The sequence below is a fragment of the Pseudomonas sp. NBRC 100443 genome (genome assembly GCF_030268185.1).
Lineage (GTDB): Bacteria > Pseudomonadota > Gammaproteobacteria > Pseudomonadales > Pseudomonadaceae > Pseudomonas > Pseudomonas citronellolis.
This window is the reverse complement of the sequence record NZ_BSQE01000019.1, coordinates 90,538-107,295: the sequence shown is the minus strand read 5'-3', so window position 1 is coordinate 107,295 and position 16,758 is coordinate 90,538. Positions and strand designations below refer to the sequence as shown.

Below are 16,758 nucleotides of genomic sequence, written 5' to 3'. Positions count from 1 at the left end.
GGTGTTATATCACAGGCCCGTTCCGGAGACCTCGCCATGCCTGACGCCACCCTGCCGCCCTGTTCCGTCCTGTTGCTCGCCGGGGGGCGCGGCCAGCGCATGGGCGGGCGCGACAAGGGCCTGCTGGAATGGCGCGGGCGGCCCTTGATCAGCTACCTGCACGAACGCGTGCGCCCGCTGAGCGACGACCTGATCATCTCCTGCAACCGCAACGCCGACATCTACCGGGCCTACGCCGACCAGCTGGTGCACGACGACACCCCGGACTACCCCGGCCCGCTCGCCGGCATCCGCGCCGGCCTCCAGGCCGCCCGCCACCCCTGGCTACTGGTGCTGCCCTGCGACGCCCCGCTGTTCGACGAAGACCTCATCGAACGCCTGCGCCAGGCCGCCGCGGCGCAGCCACAGGCGCCGCACATGCTGCACGACGGCGACCACTGGGAACCGCTGTTCTGCATCCTGCCCAAGGCCCTGGCGCCGCAGCTGGAAGCCGCCTGGCGGCGCGGCGAGCGCAGCCCGCGCCAGGTCCTGCTGCCCCTGGGCGCGCGTCCGGTGGCCTGCGCCAAGGGGGATCCCCGCCTGGCCAACCTGAACTCCCCCGAACTGCTGAACGGCCCGGGCTAGGCAGCCGATACACTGTCTTCCGAGAATTTCCCGGGAACTTTGCCACTACCCTCCCAGTCGGAAACTCCGAACAAACTTCGATTCGTACAGGAGATATACGAATGATCAATCGCGCGCTCCCAGCTTTCCTGCTCGTCCTGGGCCTTGGCGCACTCGCTGGCTGCTCCAGCCCCAGCGTCATCACCCTGAACGACGGCCGCGAGATCCAGTCCGTCGACACGCCCAAGTACGACGACGACACCGGTTTCTATGAATTCGAACAACTGGACGGCAAACGCGTACGCGTGAACAAGGACCAGGTGCGTACCGTCAAGGATCTCTGATCCCCGACCGCCAGCACCCGGGCGCCCCGCCGGACTCAGAGTCCCGCGGGGCGTCGGCTTTTTCGGGGGGCGGAAAATATTTCTGAAAAAATTTTCGCTAACCCCTTGTGCATCAAAAGTTTTTCGGTAGAATGCGCGCCATCAAACGGAGCGTAGCGCAGCTTGGTAGCGCGTCTCGTTCGGGACGAGAAGGTCGCTGGTTCGAATCCAGTCGCTCCGACCAAATCCCGAAAAACCCGCCTTAACCGGCGGGTTTTTTATTGCCTGCGATTTTTCCCGGCAGGCATTTCCCCACCCGCGAATCACGCACTGGGCGCGCTCCTACATGCTGTCCGGGAGAGCGTAGGAGCGGATTTATCCGCGATTCCACCGGCAAGGCCGGCGTTCATGCCATCGCGGACGGAGTCCGCTCCTACACGTGTCTGGCTTCAGGCCTGCCCCGAACGGCGCATCGCCACCTGCGCCAGCGCCGCCCAATCCCGTTCGCCGTCGCCCTGGGCCACCGCTTCCAGCAGGTTGTCGCGCAGCACGCTGGCGAACGGCAGCGGCACGTGGCGGCTCTGCCCCGCCGCCAGGGCCAGGCCCACGTCCTTCAGGCCGAGCACCAGGCGGAACGCCGCCGGCTCATAGCGCTGCTCGGCGATCAGCGCGCCATAGTTGCGGTACACCGGCGCGTTGAACAGGGTGCTGCCCATGATCTCCAGCAACTGCGCCGGCTCCACCCCGAAGCCCTTGGCCAGAGCCGAGGCCTCGCCCATGGCCTCGATGGCGCTGGCGATCATGAAGTTGCCGGCGATCTTCACCGCCGCCGCGCTCAGCGGGTCGTCGCCCAGCGGCCAGGTCTTCTGCCCCATCAGGTCGAGCAGCGGCTGCACTTCGGCGATGGCCTCGGCGGGCCCGGCGGCGAGGATGTTGAGCTTGCCGGCCGCGGCCACGTCGGTGCGGCCGAACACCGGCGCGGCGATGAAGGCGACGTCGCGCTGGCGATGGCGCTCGGCCAGCTCGCCCACCAGGGCCACCGACAGCGTGGCCATGCTCAGGTGGATCAGCCCCGGCCGCGCCGAGTCCAGGGCGCCGCTGTCGAGGAGCACCGCACGGGTCGCGGTGTCGTCGGCGAGCATGGAAATCACCACGTCGGCATCGAAGGCCGCGACCGGGTCGGCCGCCGCCAGGCCGCCCAAGGCCAGCAATGGCTCCAGCGCCGCCGGCGAGCGGTTCCACAGGTGCACCTGGTGGCCGCCGCGGATGAGGTTCGCGGCCATGCCGGCGCCCATGCCGCCAAGGCCGAGGAATCCGATTTTCATAGTGCTGTCTCCAACGAAAGGGTACGACAGCGCAAGACTGACACAGGGCAGCGCCAGGCGCAGAAACGTCGGAGGAAAAATCAGCAGCGCAAGAAAGCAGCTACCTGTTCGGCGTCGAACGGCCAGTTCAGCTCCGCCCCCGTGTCGCAACGACGCAGCACCGGGATGCTGAGGCCGTAGCGCTCGACCCAGTCCTCGCGGTCGGCGATGTCGACCAGTTCCACCAGCAGGCCGTGCTCGACGAAAGGCATCAGCACCGCCTCAGCCACCTCGCACAGGTGGCAGCCCAGGGTTCCGAACAGTTGGCATTCAGGGCCCATCGTCTCCTCCCCCGTCAATGGCCGGCCTGGCGCAGCAAGGTTTCCGCCACCTCGCGCGCTTCCAGGGCCTGGTCGGCCGGACCGTGCATGTGCGCCATGACCAGCACCCCTTCCAGCAAATATTGCAGCTGCCGCGCCAGCTTGCCCGGTTCGTGCACGCCGAGGTCCTCCAGTTGGCGACGGAAGAACGCTTCGACGAAGCCCTTGTGCTCGGCGGCCTGGCGGTGGATCGGGTGGCCGCGGTCATGGAACTCGGCGGCCGCGTGGATGAAGGCGCAACCGCTGAAGCCGTCCTCGTGCAGGTAGCCGTGCAGGTTGTCGAAGACCGCCAGGATGGCCTCGCGCGGCGCCCGCCGCGGCGCATCGCCGAAACGCCGCAAGGTGCGCGCATGGCGTTCCTCCAGGGCGGCCATGATCAGCTCGTCCTTGGACTTGAAGTGCTTGTACAGGGTCATCTTGGCCACCCCGGACTCGGCCAGGATGCGGTCGATGCCCGTGGCGTGGTAGCCCTCGCGGTAGAACAGCTCGAGGGCGGTATTGAGCAACTGCTCGCGCTTGCTGGAAGCCTTGCTGGACGTCATGGGCACCTCCTGGGCGGTCATTATGCGCGAGGCGTCGGCGCTCTTGAACCGGCGGGCACGGGATGGCCGTATTTCGAGCTTGAACTATACAGACTTGTCTGTCTAATATTTGCCGAAGCCGTTCCCGACAACGACACCCAGCAGGAACACCGCCATGAAACTGCACGACATCCCGCTCTCCGGAAATGCCTACAAGGTCCGCCTGTTCCTCAGCCTGATCGGCCAGAGCGCCGAACTGGTCAACGTCGACCTGCGCAGCGGCGTGCACAAGCGCCCCGCCTTCCTCGCCATCAACCCGCGCGGCCAGGTGCCGGCCCTGGAGGACGGCGATTTCGGCCTGGGCGACTCCCAGGCCATCCTGGTCTACCTGGCGCGCCGCTACGCCGAGCCGTCCTGGTACCCGCTGGACGCCGAGCCCCAGGGGCGCATCGCCCACTGGCTGAGCTTCGCCGCCAACGAGATCCAGCACGGGCCGGCCCAGGCGCGGGTCATCCAGCTGTTCAAGCGCCCCGGCGACCTCGGCGCAGCCCAGGCCAAGGCGCGCCAGGCCCTGGAACTGCTCGACGGAGAACTGTCGCGGCAACCCTGGCTGGCCCGTACGGCCGGGCCGAGCATCGCCGACATCGCGGTCTACCCCTACGTCGCCCTGGCCCCCGAAGGCGGCCTGGACACCACCGCCTACCCCCACGTGCAGGCCTGGCAGGAACGCATCCGCGCCCTCCCCGGCTACCTCCCCCTGCCCACGCTCTGAGCCGTCGAAAAGGATGCCGAACATGCGCCTCGCCAGATGCTTCCTCGCCCTGCTGCTGGGGTTGGCCAGCCTGCCCGGCCACGCCGACGGACTGCGCTTCGCCCTGGTGCGCACCTCCGGGCTCACCACCCTCGACGCCCTGACCCTCGCCGACGGCGACTGGACGCGAAAGGTGCGCGTCAACCACACCGCGCTGCTCATCCAGCACCACGCGGCCACGCTGCTGTTCGACACCGGCCTGGGCAGCCAGGCGCAGGCGCAGTTCGCCCGGGACATGCCCTGGTGGGACAAGCCGCTGTTCCGCTTCGGCGAGGTGCATCCGGTGCGCGAGCAACTGGCCGGCAGCGGCATCCACATCGACCGCATCTACCTGTCCCATGCCCACTGGGACCATGCCTCGGCACTGGTGGACTTCCCCGAGGTGCCGGTATGGGCGCCCTATGCGGAGATCGACTATGCCCACATCGCCACGCCGCCGGCGGTGTTCCCCAGCCAGTTCAGCGCGGCGACGCCCTGGCGGCCCTACGCGTTCTCGCCCACGCCCTTCCTGGCCTTCGACGAGAGCCTGGACCTGTTCGGCGACGGCAGCCTGGTGCTGGTGCCGATGCCCGGCCACACGCCCGGCTCGGTCGGCCTGTTCCTCACGCTGGAGGATGGCCGCCGGTTCTTCTTCAGCGGCGATACCAGTTGGCGCCTGGAAGGCTTCACCGGCCCGCGGCAGAAGTTCTGGGTCAGCAGCCGCCTGGTGGACCGCGACCGCGGGCAGACCCTGGCGCAACTGGCGAAGGTCCACGAAATGCTCCTGGCACACCCGGAAATCATCGTGGTCCCGGCCCACGACGCGCAGGTACAGGACCGCCTCGGCTACTACCCGCACTGGGTGCAATGAAAGGCCCTCCTTTGGTGCAGAGCGCAGGGGGTAGGCCAATTCCAGGCAAATCAGCGGGATAACTCGGAGAACAGCGACTAAGGTCTAAGAGTCGGAAAAAGCCTGTAATGATTTAGTAGGCAGGCTGTAACAGATCGACATGCCGGCGTAGTCCAGGCATCACCGAACTGCTCAAAGCGCTCGAGGAGACAATAACAATGAGCAAGACTCCGATCGCCCGCGCCGTGGCCATGGCCACGCTGGGTTCCACCTGCATCATCCCCGCCCTGGCTCACGCCGACTTCATCTCGGACAGCAAGGCCAGCGTCGAACTGCGCAACTTCTACTTCAACCGCGATTTCCGCACCTCCACTCCGGCCCAGCAGAGCAAGGCCGAAGAGTGGGCGCAGGGCTTCATCCTGCGTTACGAGTCCGGCTATACCGAGGGCACCATTGGCGTGGGGGTAGACGCCATCGGCATGCTCGGCCTGAAGCTGGATTCCAGCGCGGACCGCACCGGCACCGGCCTGCTGCCCAAGACCGCCAGCGGCGATGCCGCCGACGACTACAGCAAGCTGGGCATGACCGCCAAGCTGCGCTACGAGAAGAACACCCTGAAGGTCGGCACCCTGATCCCGAAACTGCCGGTCATCATGCCCAACGACAGCCGCCTGCTGCCGCAGGTGTTCCTGGGCGGCGCCTTCAACTCCACCCAGCTCGACGGCCTGACCTTCGACGCCGGCCGCCTGAACCAGACCAACCTGCGTGACTCCTCCGACTACCAGGAGATGACCATCACCGGCGGCGGCAAGAAGAACATCAACGTCCGCACCGGCACCACCACCAACGAATTCGACTTCGCCGGCGGCACCTACGCCTGGACCAAGAACTTCAGCACCGGTTACCACTACGGCCAGTTGGAGGACTTCTACAAGCAGCACTTCCTGACCGCGACCTACGTCCTGCCGATCACCGAGGGCCAGTCGCTGAAGACCGACCTGCGCTGGGCCAAGTCCAACGACGACGGCACCAGCAACGTCGACAACAAGGCGCTCAACGCCATGTTCACCTACAGCCTGGGCTACCACGCCTTCGGCCTCGGCTACCAGAAGATGAGCGGCGACACCGGCTTCGCCTACATCAACGGCACCGATCCCTACCTGGTGAACTTCGTACAGATCAACGACTTCGCCAACAAGGACGAGAAGTCCTGGCAGGCCCGCTACGACTACAACTTCGCCGGCATCGGCATCCCCGGCCTGACCTTCATGACCCGCTACGTCAAGGGTGACAACATCGACCTGCTGACCACCAGCGGTGAAGGCAAGGAATGGGAACGCGATACCGACATCGCCTACGTGTTCCAGGACGGTGCGCTGAAGGGCTTTGGCGTGAAATGGCGTAACGCGACCACCCGCAGCAACTTCAGCCGGAACTCTGCTGCCGGCAATGCCGCGGACGAGAACCGTCTGATCCTCAGCTACACCATGCCGCTCTGGTAGCGGACTGCCGGCGGGGGCCATGCGTAGTGGCCTTCCGGCCTGGTGCCAGTGGCCTTGGCGGTAATCTTGGCCACTCATGAAAATGCCGTTTCTCTCCCTGGGGGAAACGGCATTTTCATGTGGGCTATACGAGTTTGCTCTGTGGCGCCCAACTCATCCCCGCCATTCCCGCGAACGCGGGACGCGGCTCCATCGCGAACAGCGCTTGCGCTGGCCCGAAGGGGAATAACCCAGTGGCGTGGGGGCTTGGTGTAGCGCGCCGCTCCGAGTCTGCCCGACCGTCTTGTTTCGCCCCCTCGGGCGAGTCCCTTTTGTCAGTCGGTGGAAGGCCACCCCCGCAAAAAGGAACCAAAAAGGCTTGCCCCGCCATACGGGCCCGATGGAGCCGGGCTACCCTCGCGAATTCCCCCGCCACGGAGGCCCGCCCCGAGGGTACGTCCCTGTAGCCCATCGGGGCTCTCGCGACATCCATGTCGCATGACCTCCTGAGCGCCGGTTTCGCTCGGCCTTCTGAAGGGGCGTTTCGGTGCGCTCGGACGTTTCTCTGGAAGTCCAAGAGCAAACGCGCTTTTGCTTTTGCTCTTCGTAGGAGCGAGCTTGCTCGCGAACTGGCCGGTGACATCCGCGCACGGGTTCAACTCCGCCCCTCTCCCTAACCCTCGGCTGCGCGCCCCGCCCTGAAGGGAGAGGGAACCGTTGGGCAGGGCTTGATGTTATGGCGTTAGCCGGCAGCCTCGGTGATGCCCGGCTGGAGCCAATTCTTTTCTCGGCACGGACTGCCCCCCTCTCCCGCTTGCGGGAGAGGGTTGGGGAGAGGGCACTCTTGAACCCCAACACCTGCACCAAGGCGTTTTTCGTAGGATGGGTTGAGCACGGTCGCAGGAGCGCATTCACCGGCCACGCCGGACGCCCCCGTGGCACGGACAGCGCTCAGTCTTGACTGATCGCCCCGATCTTGTGGATCGACAGGTCCGCGCCGTAGTACTCCTCCTCCTGGCTCAGGCGAATGCCCACCACCGCCTTGATCCCGCCGTAGACCAGCAGCCCGCCGGCGAAGGCGATGACCACGCCCAGCAGAGTGCCCAACACCTGGCTGACCAGGCTCACCCCTCCCAAACCGCCCAGCGCCTGCTGACCGAAGATGCCACAGGCAATACCGCCCCAGGCGCCGCACAGGCCGTGCAGCGGCCACACGCCGAGCACGTCGTCGAGCCTCCAGCGCGTCTGCGCCGCGGTGAACACCCAGACGAACAGCGCGCCGGCTACAAGGCCGGTGGCCAGGGCGCCCACTGGGTGCATCAGGTCGGAACCGGCGCATACCGCCACCAGCCCGGCCAGCGGGCCGTTGTGCAGGAAGCCGGGGTCGTTGCGCCCCACCAGCAGCGAGGCGATGGTGCCGCCGACCATGGCCAGCAACGAGTTCACCGCCACCAGGCCGCTGGCGTGGTCCAGGGTCTGCGCGCTCATCACGTTGAAGCCGAACCAGCCGACCACCAGGATCCAGGCGCCCAGGGCCAGGAACGGGATGTTCGACGGCGCGAAGGCCACCAGCCGGCCCTCGCGGTAGCGGCCGTTGCGCGGGCCCAGCAGCAGCACCGCGGCCAGCGCCAGCCAGCCGCCGAAGGCGTGCACCACGACGGAGCCGGCGAAGTCATGGAAAGGCGCGCCGAACTTCAGCGCCAGCCAGGCCTGCAGGCCATGGTTGCCGTTCCACGCCATGCCCTCGAAGAAGGGGTAGACGAAGGCCACGATCAGCGCCGTGGCGCACAGCTGCGGGGCGAATCTGGCGCGCTCGGCGATGCCCCCGGAAATGATCGCGGGGATGGCGGCGGCGAAGGTCAGCAGGAAGAAGAACTTGACCAGCGCGTAGCCGTTCTCCGCGCTCAGCTCACTGGCCGGCTTGAGGAAATCCACGCCGTAGGCGATCCAGTAGCCAATGAAGAAATACGCCAGGCTGGACACGGCGAAGTCCGAAAGAATCTTCGACAGCGCGTTGACCTGGTTCTTCAGGCGCACCGTGCCGACCTCGAGGAAGGCGAAGCCGGCATGCATGGCCAGCACCATCACGGCGCCCAGCAGGATGAACAGGGTGTTGGAACCGTGGATCAGGGTTTCCACGGCACTGTTGAGGTTTTCCATGAATCAGGCAGCCCCGGCTCAGACCGAAAAAGCACCAAAACAGCTCATCGCCCCGGCGTGCCGCACCAGCATGAAGCGCAGACGCACCGATAAGGTCCACCCCACTGCTCCACACAGCACACGAGGATGCGCGGGGGCACCTCTGTTTTTTTGATTTTTCTTTTGTCTTTCATATGGTTAATGGATTTTCCGGCGGTCTTCGGACGTCCCTGAACGCCCCTCTCTGGGGCACTCGCACCGGATGACGCACCATGGCGTTGCAAGCGGCATACCATGCGTGAAACGGGCGAAGCGGCGCGGACTGGTCTTCAATGAACGGGCCTGGGCCCTGCTCTGCATCGCCGCTTCGCCGGCGATTTATGGGAAACTTCCCAACGCCACGGGGCTCAGAAACCAGTGAACCCCTCGCAAACACAAGGAGCCTCACAATGCCCCGCAAGAGCACCGCGAATACCACCAAGGACGAACTGCTGGCCGAATTCCAGGCCCTGGTGGCCGATACCGAGAAACTCCTGCAGACCTCCGCGGAACTGGCCGGCGAGGAAGCCGACGCCCTGCGCGAGCAACTGCGCTCCGGCCTTGGCCGGGCCCGCGAACGCATCGATGCGGCGCAGAGCGCCGTGCGCGACCAGGGCCGCGCCGCGGTGGACGCCACCGAGGACTACGTCGGCGAACATCCCTGGCAGGCCGTGGGCGTGGCTGCCGGCGTCGGCTTCCTGCTCGGCCTGCTGGTCGGACGGCGCTGACCGATGAGCGACGCCACGGACGCCCCGCAACACCATGGCCCTTCCGTGCGGCGCTTCGGCGCCGCACTGCTGGGCCTGCTGCATGGCCATGTCGAACTCTTCGGCCTGGAACTGCAGGAACAGAAGAGCCGTACCCTGGCGCTGCTGCTGTTCGCCGGGCTGGCGTTGCTGTTCGCCCTGCTGCTGATACTGGGCCTGTCGCTGCTGGTGCTGGTGCTGTTCTGGGACAGCGACCGGCTGGCCGCGGTGCTCGGCCTGTGCGCCTTCTATGCACTGGGCGGCGGGCTGTGCGCCTGGCGCCTGTACCAGTTGGTGGACGACGACAGCTCGCCGTTCAGCGCCACCCTGGAAGAACTGGCCCGCGACCGGGAGCAACTGCTGCCATGAGTGAACTGCCGCAACTCTCCCCCCGCCCCTCGCGGCGGGAACTGCGCAAGGCGGTGCTGCGCCTGCGCCTGGAAGTCCAGCGCCAGCAACTGCGCCAGGAAAGCGAGAAGCTCCTGCAGCCGCTGCGCCAGGCCCGCGACCTGGGCCAGGGCGTGCGCCAGCAGTTTAGCGGCGGCGCCTCCCTGTGGGCCGCCGGCGGCGCAGCAGCCGCGGCCGCCCTGATGCTGCGTCGCAAACGCGGCCTGGTGCGTCTGCTGCGCCTGGCCGTGGTGCTGGCGCCCCTGCTGCTCAAGCTGCGGCAGACGGCGGGCAAACCGGCGAAACCGACTGCGGACCAGGGCGGCTGAGCGCCCTGGCTGCATTCTTGCTAGGAGGCAATCCCGGGCCGGCGGCAACGCCTTCCTTTTCCTCCCACTAAGGATGTGTCCCTTGATCGACGGGCAACCGATCGCCTGCTTCCAGCCCTTCATCGATACCGCCACCGGCCTCATCGCCGGGGTCGAAGCCCTCGGCCGCATGCGCCAGGCCGACGGCCAGTTGCTCTCGGTGGGCCCGCTGTTCGTCGATCCGAAGATTCCCCCGGCCACCTTGCGCCGCCTCGACCGGCAGATCCGCGACGACGCCCTGGCGCGCCTGCCGGAAGCGCCGGCGGACTGGTTCCTCAGCCTGAACATCTCGCCGCGCTGGATCAGCCGGCTGCGCCCCAACCAGCCGCTGCCCAGCCTCAAGCAACTGCAACAGCACGGCGTCGACCCGCACCGGGTGGTCTTCGAGATCACCGAGCTGGGCGGCGGCAACCAGCGCCTGCCCGAGGTGGTGGCGCGCTACCGCGACGCCGGCGCGCGCATCGCCATCGACGATTTCGGCGCCGGCTACTCCCAGCTCGACCGCGTGCTGGCGCTGCAGCCGGACATCCTCAAGCTGGACATGCGCCTGTTCCAGCAGGCCGCCCGCGGCGGCCCCAGCGGCGAGGTGGTCAAGGCGCTGGCGCAGATGGCCGAGAAGACCGGCTGCTGGATCATCGCCGAAGGCGTGGAGACCGAGGCGGAACTGGACTTCGCCCTGGAATGCGGCGCGCGCTTCGTCCAGGGCTACCTGTTCGCCCGCCCGGCGCTGGACTTCCCCGCCAGCGACGCCTATCTGGACGCCTTCGGCCAGTGGCGCGACCGCTACGTGCAGCGCAAGCTGAGCGAACGCGCCCGGCTGGTGCAACTGCGCCAGCAACTGGCCGAGCTGGTCGCCAACCTGCGCCCCTGGGCCGAGGGCGGCGCGCGCCTGGCCAGCCTGCCCACGCCCGACGGCTTCCCGCGCCTGCTGCGCGTCTACCAGTGCGACCGCCACGGCACGCAGATCTCGCCCAACCTGGAATGGAACGGCCTGTTCTGGAAGGAGGACCGGCGCTACGTCGGGCACAACTGGTCCTGGCGCCCCTACTTCTACCAACTGCTCGCCGAGGGCTGGGAAGAACGCCGATTGACGCTGTCCAACACCTACCGCGACGCCACCTCCAACCAGTACTGCATGACCGCCGGGCAGTTCATCGACCAGGGCCGCCGCCTGCTGCTGATCGACATCGACGCAGAAGGCCTGTAGGCCGCGATTGAGATTGCCGCGGGCAAGGGGTAGCGTTGGCTGCACCACGAGCAATCGGACGAGCGAATGGACTGGCATACCCTGCTCCCCCGCGAGCGCCTCGGCAAACCCGTGCACAGCAGCGCGGAACTCGGCCGCAGCGCTTTCCACAAGGACCACGACCGCATCATCTTCTCCGGCGCCTTCCGCCGCCTGGGGCGCAAGACCCAGGTCCACCCGGTGTCGAGCAACGACCACATCCACACGCGCCTGACCCACTCCCTGGAGGTCGGCTGCGTCGGCCGTTCGCTGGGCATGCGCGTCGGCGAGATGCTGCGCGGCGAACTGCCGGAATGGTGCGACCCGAGCGACCTCGGGGTGATCGTGCAGTCGGCCTGCCTGGCCCACGACATCGGCAACCCGCCCTTCGGCCATTCCGGCGAGGACGCCATCCGCCACTGGTTCCAGCAGGCCGCCGCGCGCGGCTGGCTGGACGCCATGGACGCCGACGAGCGCGCCGACTTCCTCAATTTCGAGGGCAACGCCCAGGGCTTCCGGGTGCTCACCCAGCTGGAGTACCACCAGTTCGACGGCGGCATGCGCCTGACCTACGCCACCCTGGGCAGCTACCTGAAGTACCCCTGGACCGCGCGCCACGCCGACTCCCTCGGCTACAAGAAGCACAAGTTCGGCTGCTACCAGAGCGAGCTGCCGCTGCTGGAACAGATCACCGAGAAGCTGGGCATGCCCAAGCTCGACGACGAGCGCTGGGCGCGCCACCCGCTGGTCTACCTGATGGAGGCGGCGGACGACATCTGCTACGGCCTGATCGACCTGGAAGACGGCCTGGAAATGGAATTGCTCGACTACCCCGAGGTGGAAGCCCTGCTGCTCGACCTGGTCGGCGACGACATCCCCGAGACCTACCGCCAGCTCGGCCCCAGCGATTCCCGCCGGCGGCGCCTGGCGATCCTCCGCGGCAAGGCCATCGAGCACCTGAGCAATGCCGCCGCACGAGCCTTCGTCGAGCAGAAGCAGGCCCTGCTGGACGGACGCCTGGGCGGCGACCTGGTCGAGCACATGAGCGGCCCGGCCAAGCGCTGCGTGCAGCAGGCCAAGGCCCTGGCGCGGCAGAAAATCTTCCAGGACAAGCGCAAGACGCTGCACGAGATCGGCGCCTACACCACCCTGGAAATCCTCCTCAATTCCTTCTGCGGCGCGGCCCTGGAACAGCATGGCGGGCGCAGCCCGTCGTTCAAGAACCAGCGCATCCTCGACCTGCTCGGGCACAACGCACCGGATCCCGACTGGCCGCTGCACAAGGCCTTCCTGCGCGTCATCGACTTCATCGCCGGGATGACCGACAGCTACGCCACCGAAATGGCGCGGGAGATGACCGGGCGCTCCAGCCCGGTGTGAGGCCCAATGCCGTTCATTTAAGCGATGCTTTGAGTTGGCGAAGGCAGGAGCGTAGGGCGCATGACCTCCACCGCCATCCGTGCCGCCGGGATTTCCGGCGTGGCCGGTGAGCCCAATCGCGGACGGAGTCCTACGTCCGTGCCTTCCTGGAACTGTAGGAGCGGGCCCTGCCCGCGATTTCGCGCGCAGGGCGCGCTCCTACATGGGAATGGTGCGGGTGGGCGGCGTAGGAGCGGCTCTCATCCGCGAATCGCGCCGATATATCCGGCTATCGCGGACAGGGTCCGCTCCTACGAAGAGCCCCACGGCGTGGCCGGCAAGGCAGCCCCGTAGGATGGGTTGAGCCTGCGAAACCCATGCGGTGGTGGCACGGGGTGTGGTGTTTACCGGGGGTAGGAGCGAACTCTGTCCGCGATTCGGCTGGGCTCCCGAACCACGCCATGAGCCCAAATGAAAAATGCCGTTTCTCCCAGACGGAGAAACGGCATCCTTACGGCGCTAGGCCGGATCGTCCTCGGTGGCCGACTGCGCCGGGCGGATCTGGCCTTCCTCGTCCAGTCGCTTCAGGTGGCCATGCAGGCTGGCCTGCAGCGCATCCAGCGCCCTGCGCAGTTGCTCCACGGCACTGCGCAAGGTCGAGAACTCGGCGCGCTCGGTGCAGACCTTCTCCAGCTCCGCGCAACGATCATGCAGGGCCATGGCACCTACCAGCCGCGCCGCGCCCTTGATGCGGTGGGCCAGCTCGGCCAGGCGCCGCCTGTCCTGGGCGTGCAGCAAGGGTTCGAGCTGTTCGGCGTCCGCCTCGTTGCTCGACACCAGCTCGGCCATCAGGTTGCGCGTCAGCTGGGCGTTGCCGCCGGTCATCTCCAGCAGGGCGCCGATGTCCAGGTCGCCCTCCTCCTGCGGGTGTTTTTCAGGAACCGGCTCCGGCGGCATGATCTCGCCGCGCTGAAGTTGCTCCAGCTGCTCACGCAGTTGCTCGATGCTGATTGGCTTGAACAGGCAGTCGTCCATGCCGGCCTCCTTGCAACGAACGATTTCGTCGGGCTGGGCATTGGCCGTGAAACCGAGGATGGGGGAACGCGCCGCGCCGCTCTCCCGCTCGATCTCGCGGATTCGCCGGGCCAGGCTGTAGCCGCTGAGCACCGGCATGTTGCAGTCGGTGATGACCAGGTCGAATTCGCCGGGCCGCCACATCTGCAGCGCCTCGCCGCCGTCCGTAGCCATGGCCACGGTGTGCCCGAGGTGTTCCAGCTGCTGCGCCAGCAGCAGGCGGTTGACCGGGTGATCGTCCACCACCAGTACGCGCAGCGTCCTCTGCACCACCGCACTGCGCAGGATGATCGAATCGTCTTCCGGCGCCAGGGGCTCCAGCACCTGCAGCACCAACCTGACGTGCACCTTGGTGCCCATGCCGGCTACGCTCTCCAGGCGCACCGAGCCCCCCATCATTTCCGCCAGCTTGCGGCAGATGGTCAGCCCCAGCCCCGTGCCGCCATGGTTGGTGCGCCCCTCGCGCTGCACCTGGCTGAAGGGTTCGAAGAGCTGCTTCTGGTCTTCCTCGGCGATGCCGATGCCGCTGTCCTCGACACACACCTCCAGCGCCAGCCGCTCGTTCGGCAGCGGCTCGCCCGACACCCGCACCCAGACGCTGCCCGCATCGGTGAACTTGATGGCGTTGCTCACCAGGTTGGAGAGAATCTGCTTGAAGCGCAGCGGGTCGATGAGTACGTCGCAGGCGGCCTCGGTTTCGATCTCCAGTTTCAGCAGCAGGCCCTTCTGCCGGGCCAGGCCGTCGAAGACACGGGCCACCGATTCGATCAGTTCACGCAGGCGCGCCCGTTCGGGCAGCAGCGTCAGGCGGCCGGACTCGATCTTGGCGACGTCGAGGATGTCGCCGATCAACAGCAGCAGCGACTTGGCCGACTCGTAGGCCACCTCGATCGGCCCCTGTTCGCCACAACCGCCGCAGCGATTGCGCGTCAACGCCAGTTCGAGCATGCCGATCACCGCATTCATCGGCGTGCGGATCTCGTGGCTCATGGTCGCCAGGAAGGTGCTCTTCGCCCGGCTGGCTTCCTCGGCCTGCTCCTTGGCGATCTCCAGTTGCTGGAGCAGGCGCTCGCGCTCGGTGACGTCAACCCAGCCGGAAACCACGCCGCGGAGCTTGCCGGACGCGCTGTGGTAGGGCGTGAGCCAATGGTGCACCTGGCGCGTCTCGCCGTTGATCTCCAACATGCGGTCGACGGCGACCGGCTCCCCGCTGGCCATCACCTGGAGGTATTCCCGGTGCAGGCCCTCGGCCTGTTCCGCCGAGAGCCAGGTGCAGTCCGTCAGCTGCGAGCCCACCGCCAGGTCCTCCGGCAGCCCGGTGGCCTCGCGGAACGCCCTGTTGCAGGTGATCAGGCGCCCATCGGCGTCGCGCACCGAGACCGGCTGGGGAATGCCGTCGATCAGTGCGCGCTTGAACGCCAGGCGGTCCTGCAGCTCCAGCTCGGCGCGGCGGCGCGCGCGCATCCGCAGGAGCAGGTACCAGTTCCACAGCAGGATCAGCCCGAGCAGCGCCAGCCCGCCCCACAGCAGCCAGAAGAACTGCGAGCGGTAGCCTTCCCAGACGCTGTCCGGCGACGCGCCGCTGGTGGACCAGCGGCTGATGATACTGGCCATGTCTTCCGGCGAGATCGCCAGCAGGGCCTTGTTGAGGATGCTCAGCAGCTCCGGGTCGGCCCGCGAGACGCCCAGGGATATCTGCGCCGGCTCCAGGTCCAGGGTCGCGGCGATGCGCAGGTCGCGGTAGTAGCGATTGACCAGGAAGGTGGCGGTGAGCATCGGCTGCAGCGCGGCGTCCGCCTTCCCCTCCTGCAGCAACGGCAGGGCATCGCTGTAGTTGTCCACCTCGACCAGCTTCACCCGCGGGAACTGCTCGCGCACGTAGGACACCAGCGAGCTGCCATGGGCCACCGCCACGCGCTTGCCGTTGAGGTCCGCGAGGTTGTTCAGCCGGGTGTTGTCCTTGTGCGTGAGCAGCACGAAGGAGGTACTCAGGTAAGGTCGGGTGAAGTCTACGTGCGCCTCGCGCTCGACGGTGGGCGACATGGTGGCCAGGGCATCGACCTGGCCCCGGCGAACCTGGGTGAACATGCCGGAGATCGACGAGGTCGGCACCACCTCGAACTGCAGGCCGGTACGGGTGCGAATCAGATCCAGCAGGTCCGCGACTATGCCGCGGAAATTGCCCTGGGAGTCGAAGAAGGTCAGCGGGGCCAGCGACTGGTCGATGCCCAGGCGCGGCCGCCGGTTGTGCTCCAGCCAGCGAAGCTCCTGGGGCGTGAGGTTCAGCCGGTGGTTGGAGATGGAGAACACGCCGCCCACGCTCCAGCGCCGCTGGATGGACAGGTGTTGCTGGGCGCTGATGTTCTGCAGCACTTCGTTGACGCTGTAGAGCAGCGGGCTGCCGTCCTTGCGCGCGGCGAAGGAAAAGCCGACGCCGTTGAAGTTGGCGAAGTTCAGCAGCTTGAGGTTGACCAGGTAGCCCTGGCTGATCAGGTACTGCGCGCTCAGGGCGTCGCCGACGTAGGCGTCCACCTGCCCGAGGGCGACGGATTCCAGGGCGCGGCGCAGCGAGTCGAAATGCACCACCTCGGCATCGGGGAAATGGTCGGCCAGCTCCTTCGGCGAGAAGTAGTCGCCCACCACGGCGAGCCGCCGGCCGGCCAGTTGCAGGTCGCCTTCCAGGCGCATGTCCTGCTGCCCGACGATCACCGGCTGGTTCAGGGAATACGGGCGCGACAGCAGCAGGTCCGGGATCTCGGCCTCGAAGCCGGTGGCGCGGCCGATCAGGTCGATCTCGCCATCCTGCAGCGCCTGGATGGTCTGGCGCCGGGACGGGTAGCGGCGCATCTCGATGCGGACGTTGAGCGCTTCGCTGACCAGCCCGAGGTAGTCGGCGGTGACTCCCTCCAGCTCGCTGCCGCTGACGGTGACGATCAGTGGCGCATAATCCGGCGCGGCCACCCCCACCACCAGCGTGCGCTTCTCGCGCAGCCACTGCCAGTCCGACTCAGGCAGCTCGACCCGCGGCCTCTCGGGAAGCGCCGCGGTACGGGCCAGCAAGGCGAGTTGCGTCCAGGGCGCGGGGGCCTGGACCTCTGCGGCCCAGGCCCCCATCGCCAGCATCGCACCGAGAACGGCACCCAGCAGCGCCCTGCACTTCGAGCCCATG

15 protein-coding genes and 1 tRNA gene are annotated in these 16,758 nt (G+C 67.2%); 11 read left to right on the top strand and 5 right to left on the bottom strand.

The features are described from left to right. The first annotated feature begins 36 nt into the window (after window positions 1–36). The 3 genes from mobA (at window position 37) to QSJ95_RS23195 (ending at window position 1,170) form a co-directional block, all read left to right on the top strand. Window positions 37–624 carry a molybdenum cofactor guanylyltransferase MobA gene (gene mobA, locus QSJ95_RS23205; protein ID WP_285645557.1) on the top strand — a complete coding sequence of 196 codons (588 nt, stop codon included), beginning with the start codon at window positions 37–39 and terminating at the stop codon, window positions 622–624. A gap of 101 nt (window positions 625–725) precedes the next feature. Beyond that, window positions 726–947, top strand: coding sequence for a YgdI/YgdR family lipoprotein (locus QSJ95_RS23200; protein WP_009621327.1), 222 nt, complete (start codon window positions 726–728; stop codon window positions 945–947). Between the two features lie 146 nt (window positions 948–1,093). After that, window positions 1,094–1,170: transfer RNA gene (locus tag QSJ95_RS23195), tRNA-Pro, on the top strand. A 205-nt stretch (window positions 1,171–1,375) separates the two neighbouring features. Here QSJ95_RS23195 and QSJ95_RS23190 read toward each other — a convergent pair. The 3 genes from QSJ95_RS23190 to QSJ95_RS23180 all read right to left on the bottom strand — a co-directional run bounded on the left by QSJ95_RS23190 (window position 1,376) and on the right by QSJ95_RS23180 (window position 3,152). Next, window positions 1,376–2,251, bottom strand: coding sequence for an NAD(P)-dependent oxidoreductase (locus tag QSJ95_RS23190; protein WP_285645554.1), 876 nt, complete (start codon window positions 2,249–2,251; stop codon window positions 1,376–1,378). A gap of 80 nt (window positions 2,252–2,331) precedes the next feature. Continuing rightward, window positions 2,332–2,571, bottom strand: coding sequence for a glutaredoxin family protein (locus tag QSJ95_RS23185; RefSeq protein ID WP_009621323.1), 240 nt, complete (start codon window positions 2,569–2,571; stop codon window positions 2,332–2,334). A gap of 14 nt (window positions 2,572–2,585) precedes the next feature. Next, entirely contained in the window at window positions 2,586–3,152 is a 567-nt protein-coding gene (locus QSJ95_RS23180) for a TetR/AcrR family transcriptional regulator (RefSeq protein ID WP_009621321.1), read from the bottom strand. 154 nt (window positions 3,153–3,306) lie between these two features. Between QSJ95_RS23180 and QSJ95_RS23175 the strand changes: the two genes are divergently transcribed. From QSJ95_RS23175 to QSJ95_RS23165, 3 genes are all read left to right on the top strand, one after another. After that, entirely contained in the window at window positions 3,307–3,903 is a 597-nt protein-coding gene (locus QSJ95_RS23175; RefSeq protein ID WP_043319065.1) for a glutathione S-transferase family protein, read from the top strand. 22 nt (window positions 3,904–3,925) lie between these two features. Then, the gene (locus QSJ95_RS23170) at window positions 3,926–4,792 is read left to right on the top strand and encodes an MBL fold metallo-hydrolase (RefSeq protein WP_502945311.1); all 867 of its coding nucleotides are present in this window, start codon (window positions 3,926–3,928) and stop codon (window positions 4,790–4,792) included. 197 nt (window positions 4,793–4,989) lie between these two features. After that, the gene (locus QSJ95_RS23165) at window positions 4,990–6,273 is read left to right on the top strand and encodes an OprD family porin (RefSeq protein WP_064582496.1); all 1,284 of its coding nucleotides are present in this window, start codon (window positions 4,990–4,992) and stop codon (window positions 6,271–6,273) included. 930 nt (window positions 6,274–7,203) lie between these two features. Here the strand turns inward: QSJ95_RS23165 and QSJ95_RS23160 are convergent. Continuing rightward, the gene (locus QSJ95_RS23160; protein ID WP_285645551.1) at window positions 7,204–8,412 is read right to left on the bottom strand and encodes an ammonium transporter; all 1,209 of its coding nucleotides are present in this window, start codon (window positions 8,410–8,412) and stop codon (window positions 7,204–7,206) included. A gap of 428 nt (window positions 8,413–8,840) precedes the next feature. Between QSJ95_RS23160 and QSJ95_RS23155 the strand changes: the two genes are divergently transcribed. The 5 genes from QSJ95_RS23155 (at window position 8,841) to QSJ95_RS23135 (ending at window position 12,536) form a co-directional block, all read left to right on the top strand. Further along, window positions 8,841–9,158, top strand: coding sequence for an ElaB/YgaM/YqjD family protein (locus tag QSJ95_RS23155; protein WP_009621315.1), 318 nt, complete (start codon window positions 8,841–8,843; stop codon window positions 9,156–9,158). Between the two features lie 3 nt (window positions 9,159–9,161). After that, on the top strand, window positions 9,162–9,545 hold the full coding sequence (locus tag QSJ95_RS23150; RefSeq protein WP_009621313.1) for a phage holin family protein: 384 nt from the start codon (window positions 9,162–9,164) through the stop codon (window positions 9,543–9,545). Then, the gene (locus QSJ95_RS23145) at window positions 9,542–9,892 is read left to right on the top strand and encodes a hypothetical protein (protein ID WP_043319073.1); all 351 of its coding nucleotides are present in this window, start codon (window positions 9,542–9,544) and stop codon (window positions 9,890–9,892) included. The genes QSJ95_RS23150 and QSJ95_RS23145 overlap by 4 nt, the downstream gene beginning before the upstream one ends. Window positions 9,893–9,974: 82 nt before the next feature. Then, on the top strand, window positions 9,975–11,138 hold the full coding sequence (locus tag QSJ95_RS23140; protein ID WP_024128783.1) for an EAL domain-containing protein: 1,164 nt from the start codon (window positions 9,975–9,977) through the stop codon (window positions 11,136–11,138). A 66-nt stretch (window positions 11,139–11,204) separates the two neighbouring features. Continuing rightward, on the top strand, window positions 11,205–12,536 hold the full coding sequence (locus QSJ95_RS23135) for a deoxyguanosinetriphosphate triphosphohydrolase (RefSeq protein ID WP_061561084.1): 1,332 nt from the start codon (window positions 11,205–11,207) through the stop codon (window positions 12,534–12,536). Window positions 12,537–13,034: 498 nt separating this feature from the next. Here the strand turns inward: QSJ95_RS23135 and QSJ95_RS23130 are convergent, their stop codons facing one another. Next, the gene (locus tag QSJ95_RS23130) at window positions 13,035–16,757 is read right to left on the bottom strand and encodes a transporter substrate-binding domain-containing protein (protein ID WP_064582493.1); all 3,723 of its coding nucleotides are present in this window, start codon (window positions 16,755–16,757) and stop codon (window positions 13,035–13,037) included. Between the last annotated feature and the right edge of the window lies 1 nt (window position 16,758).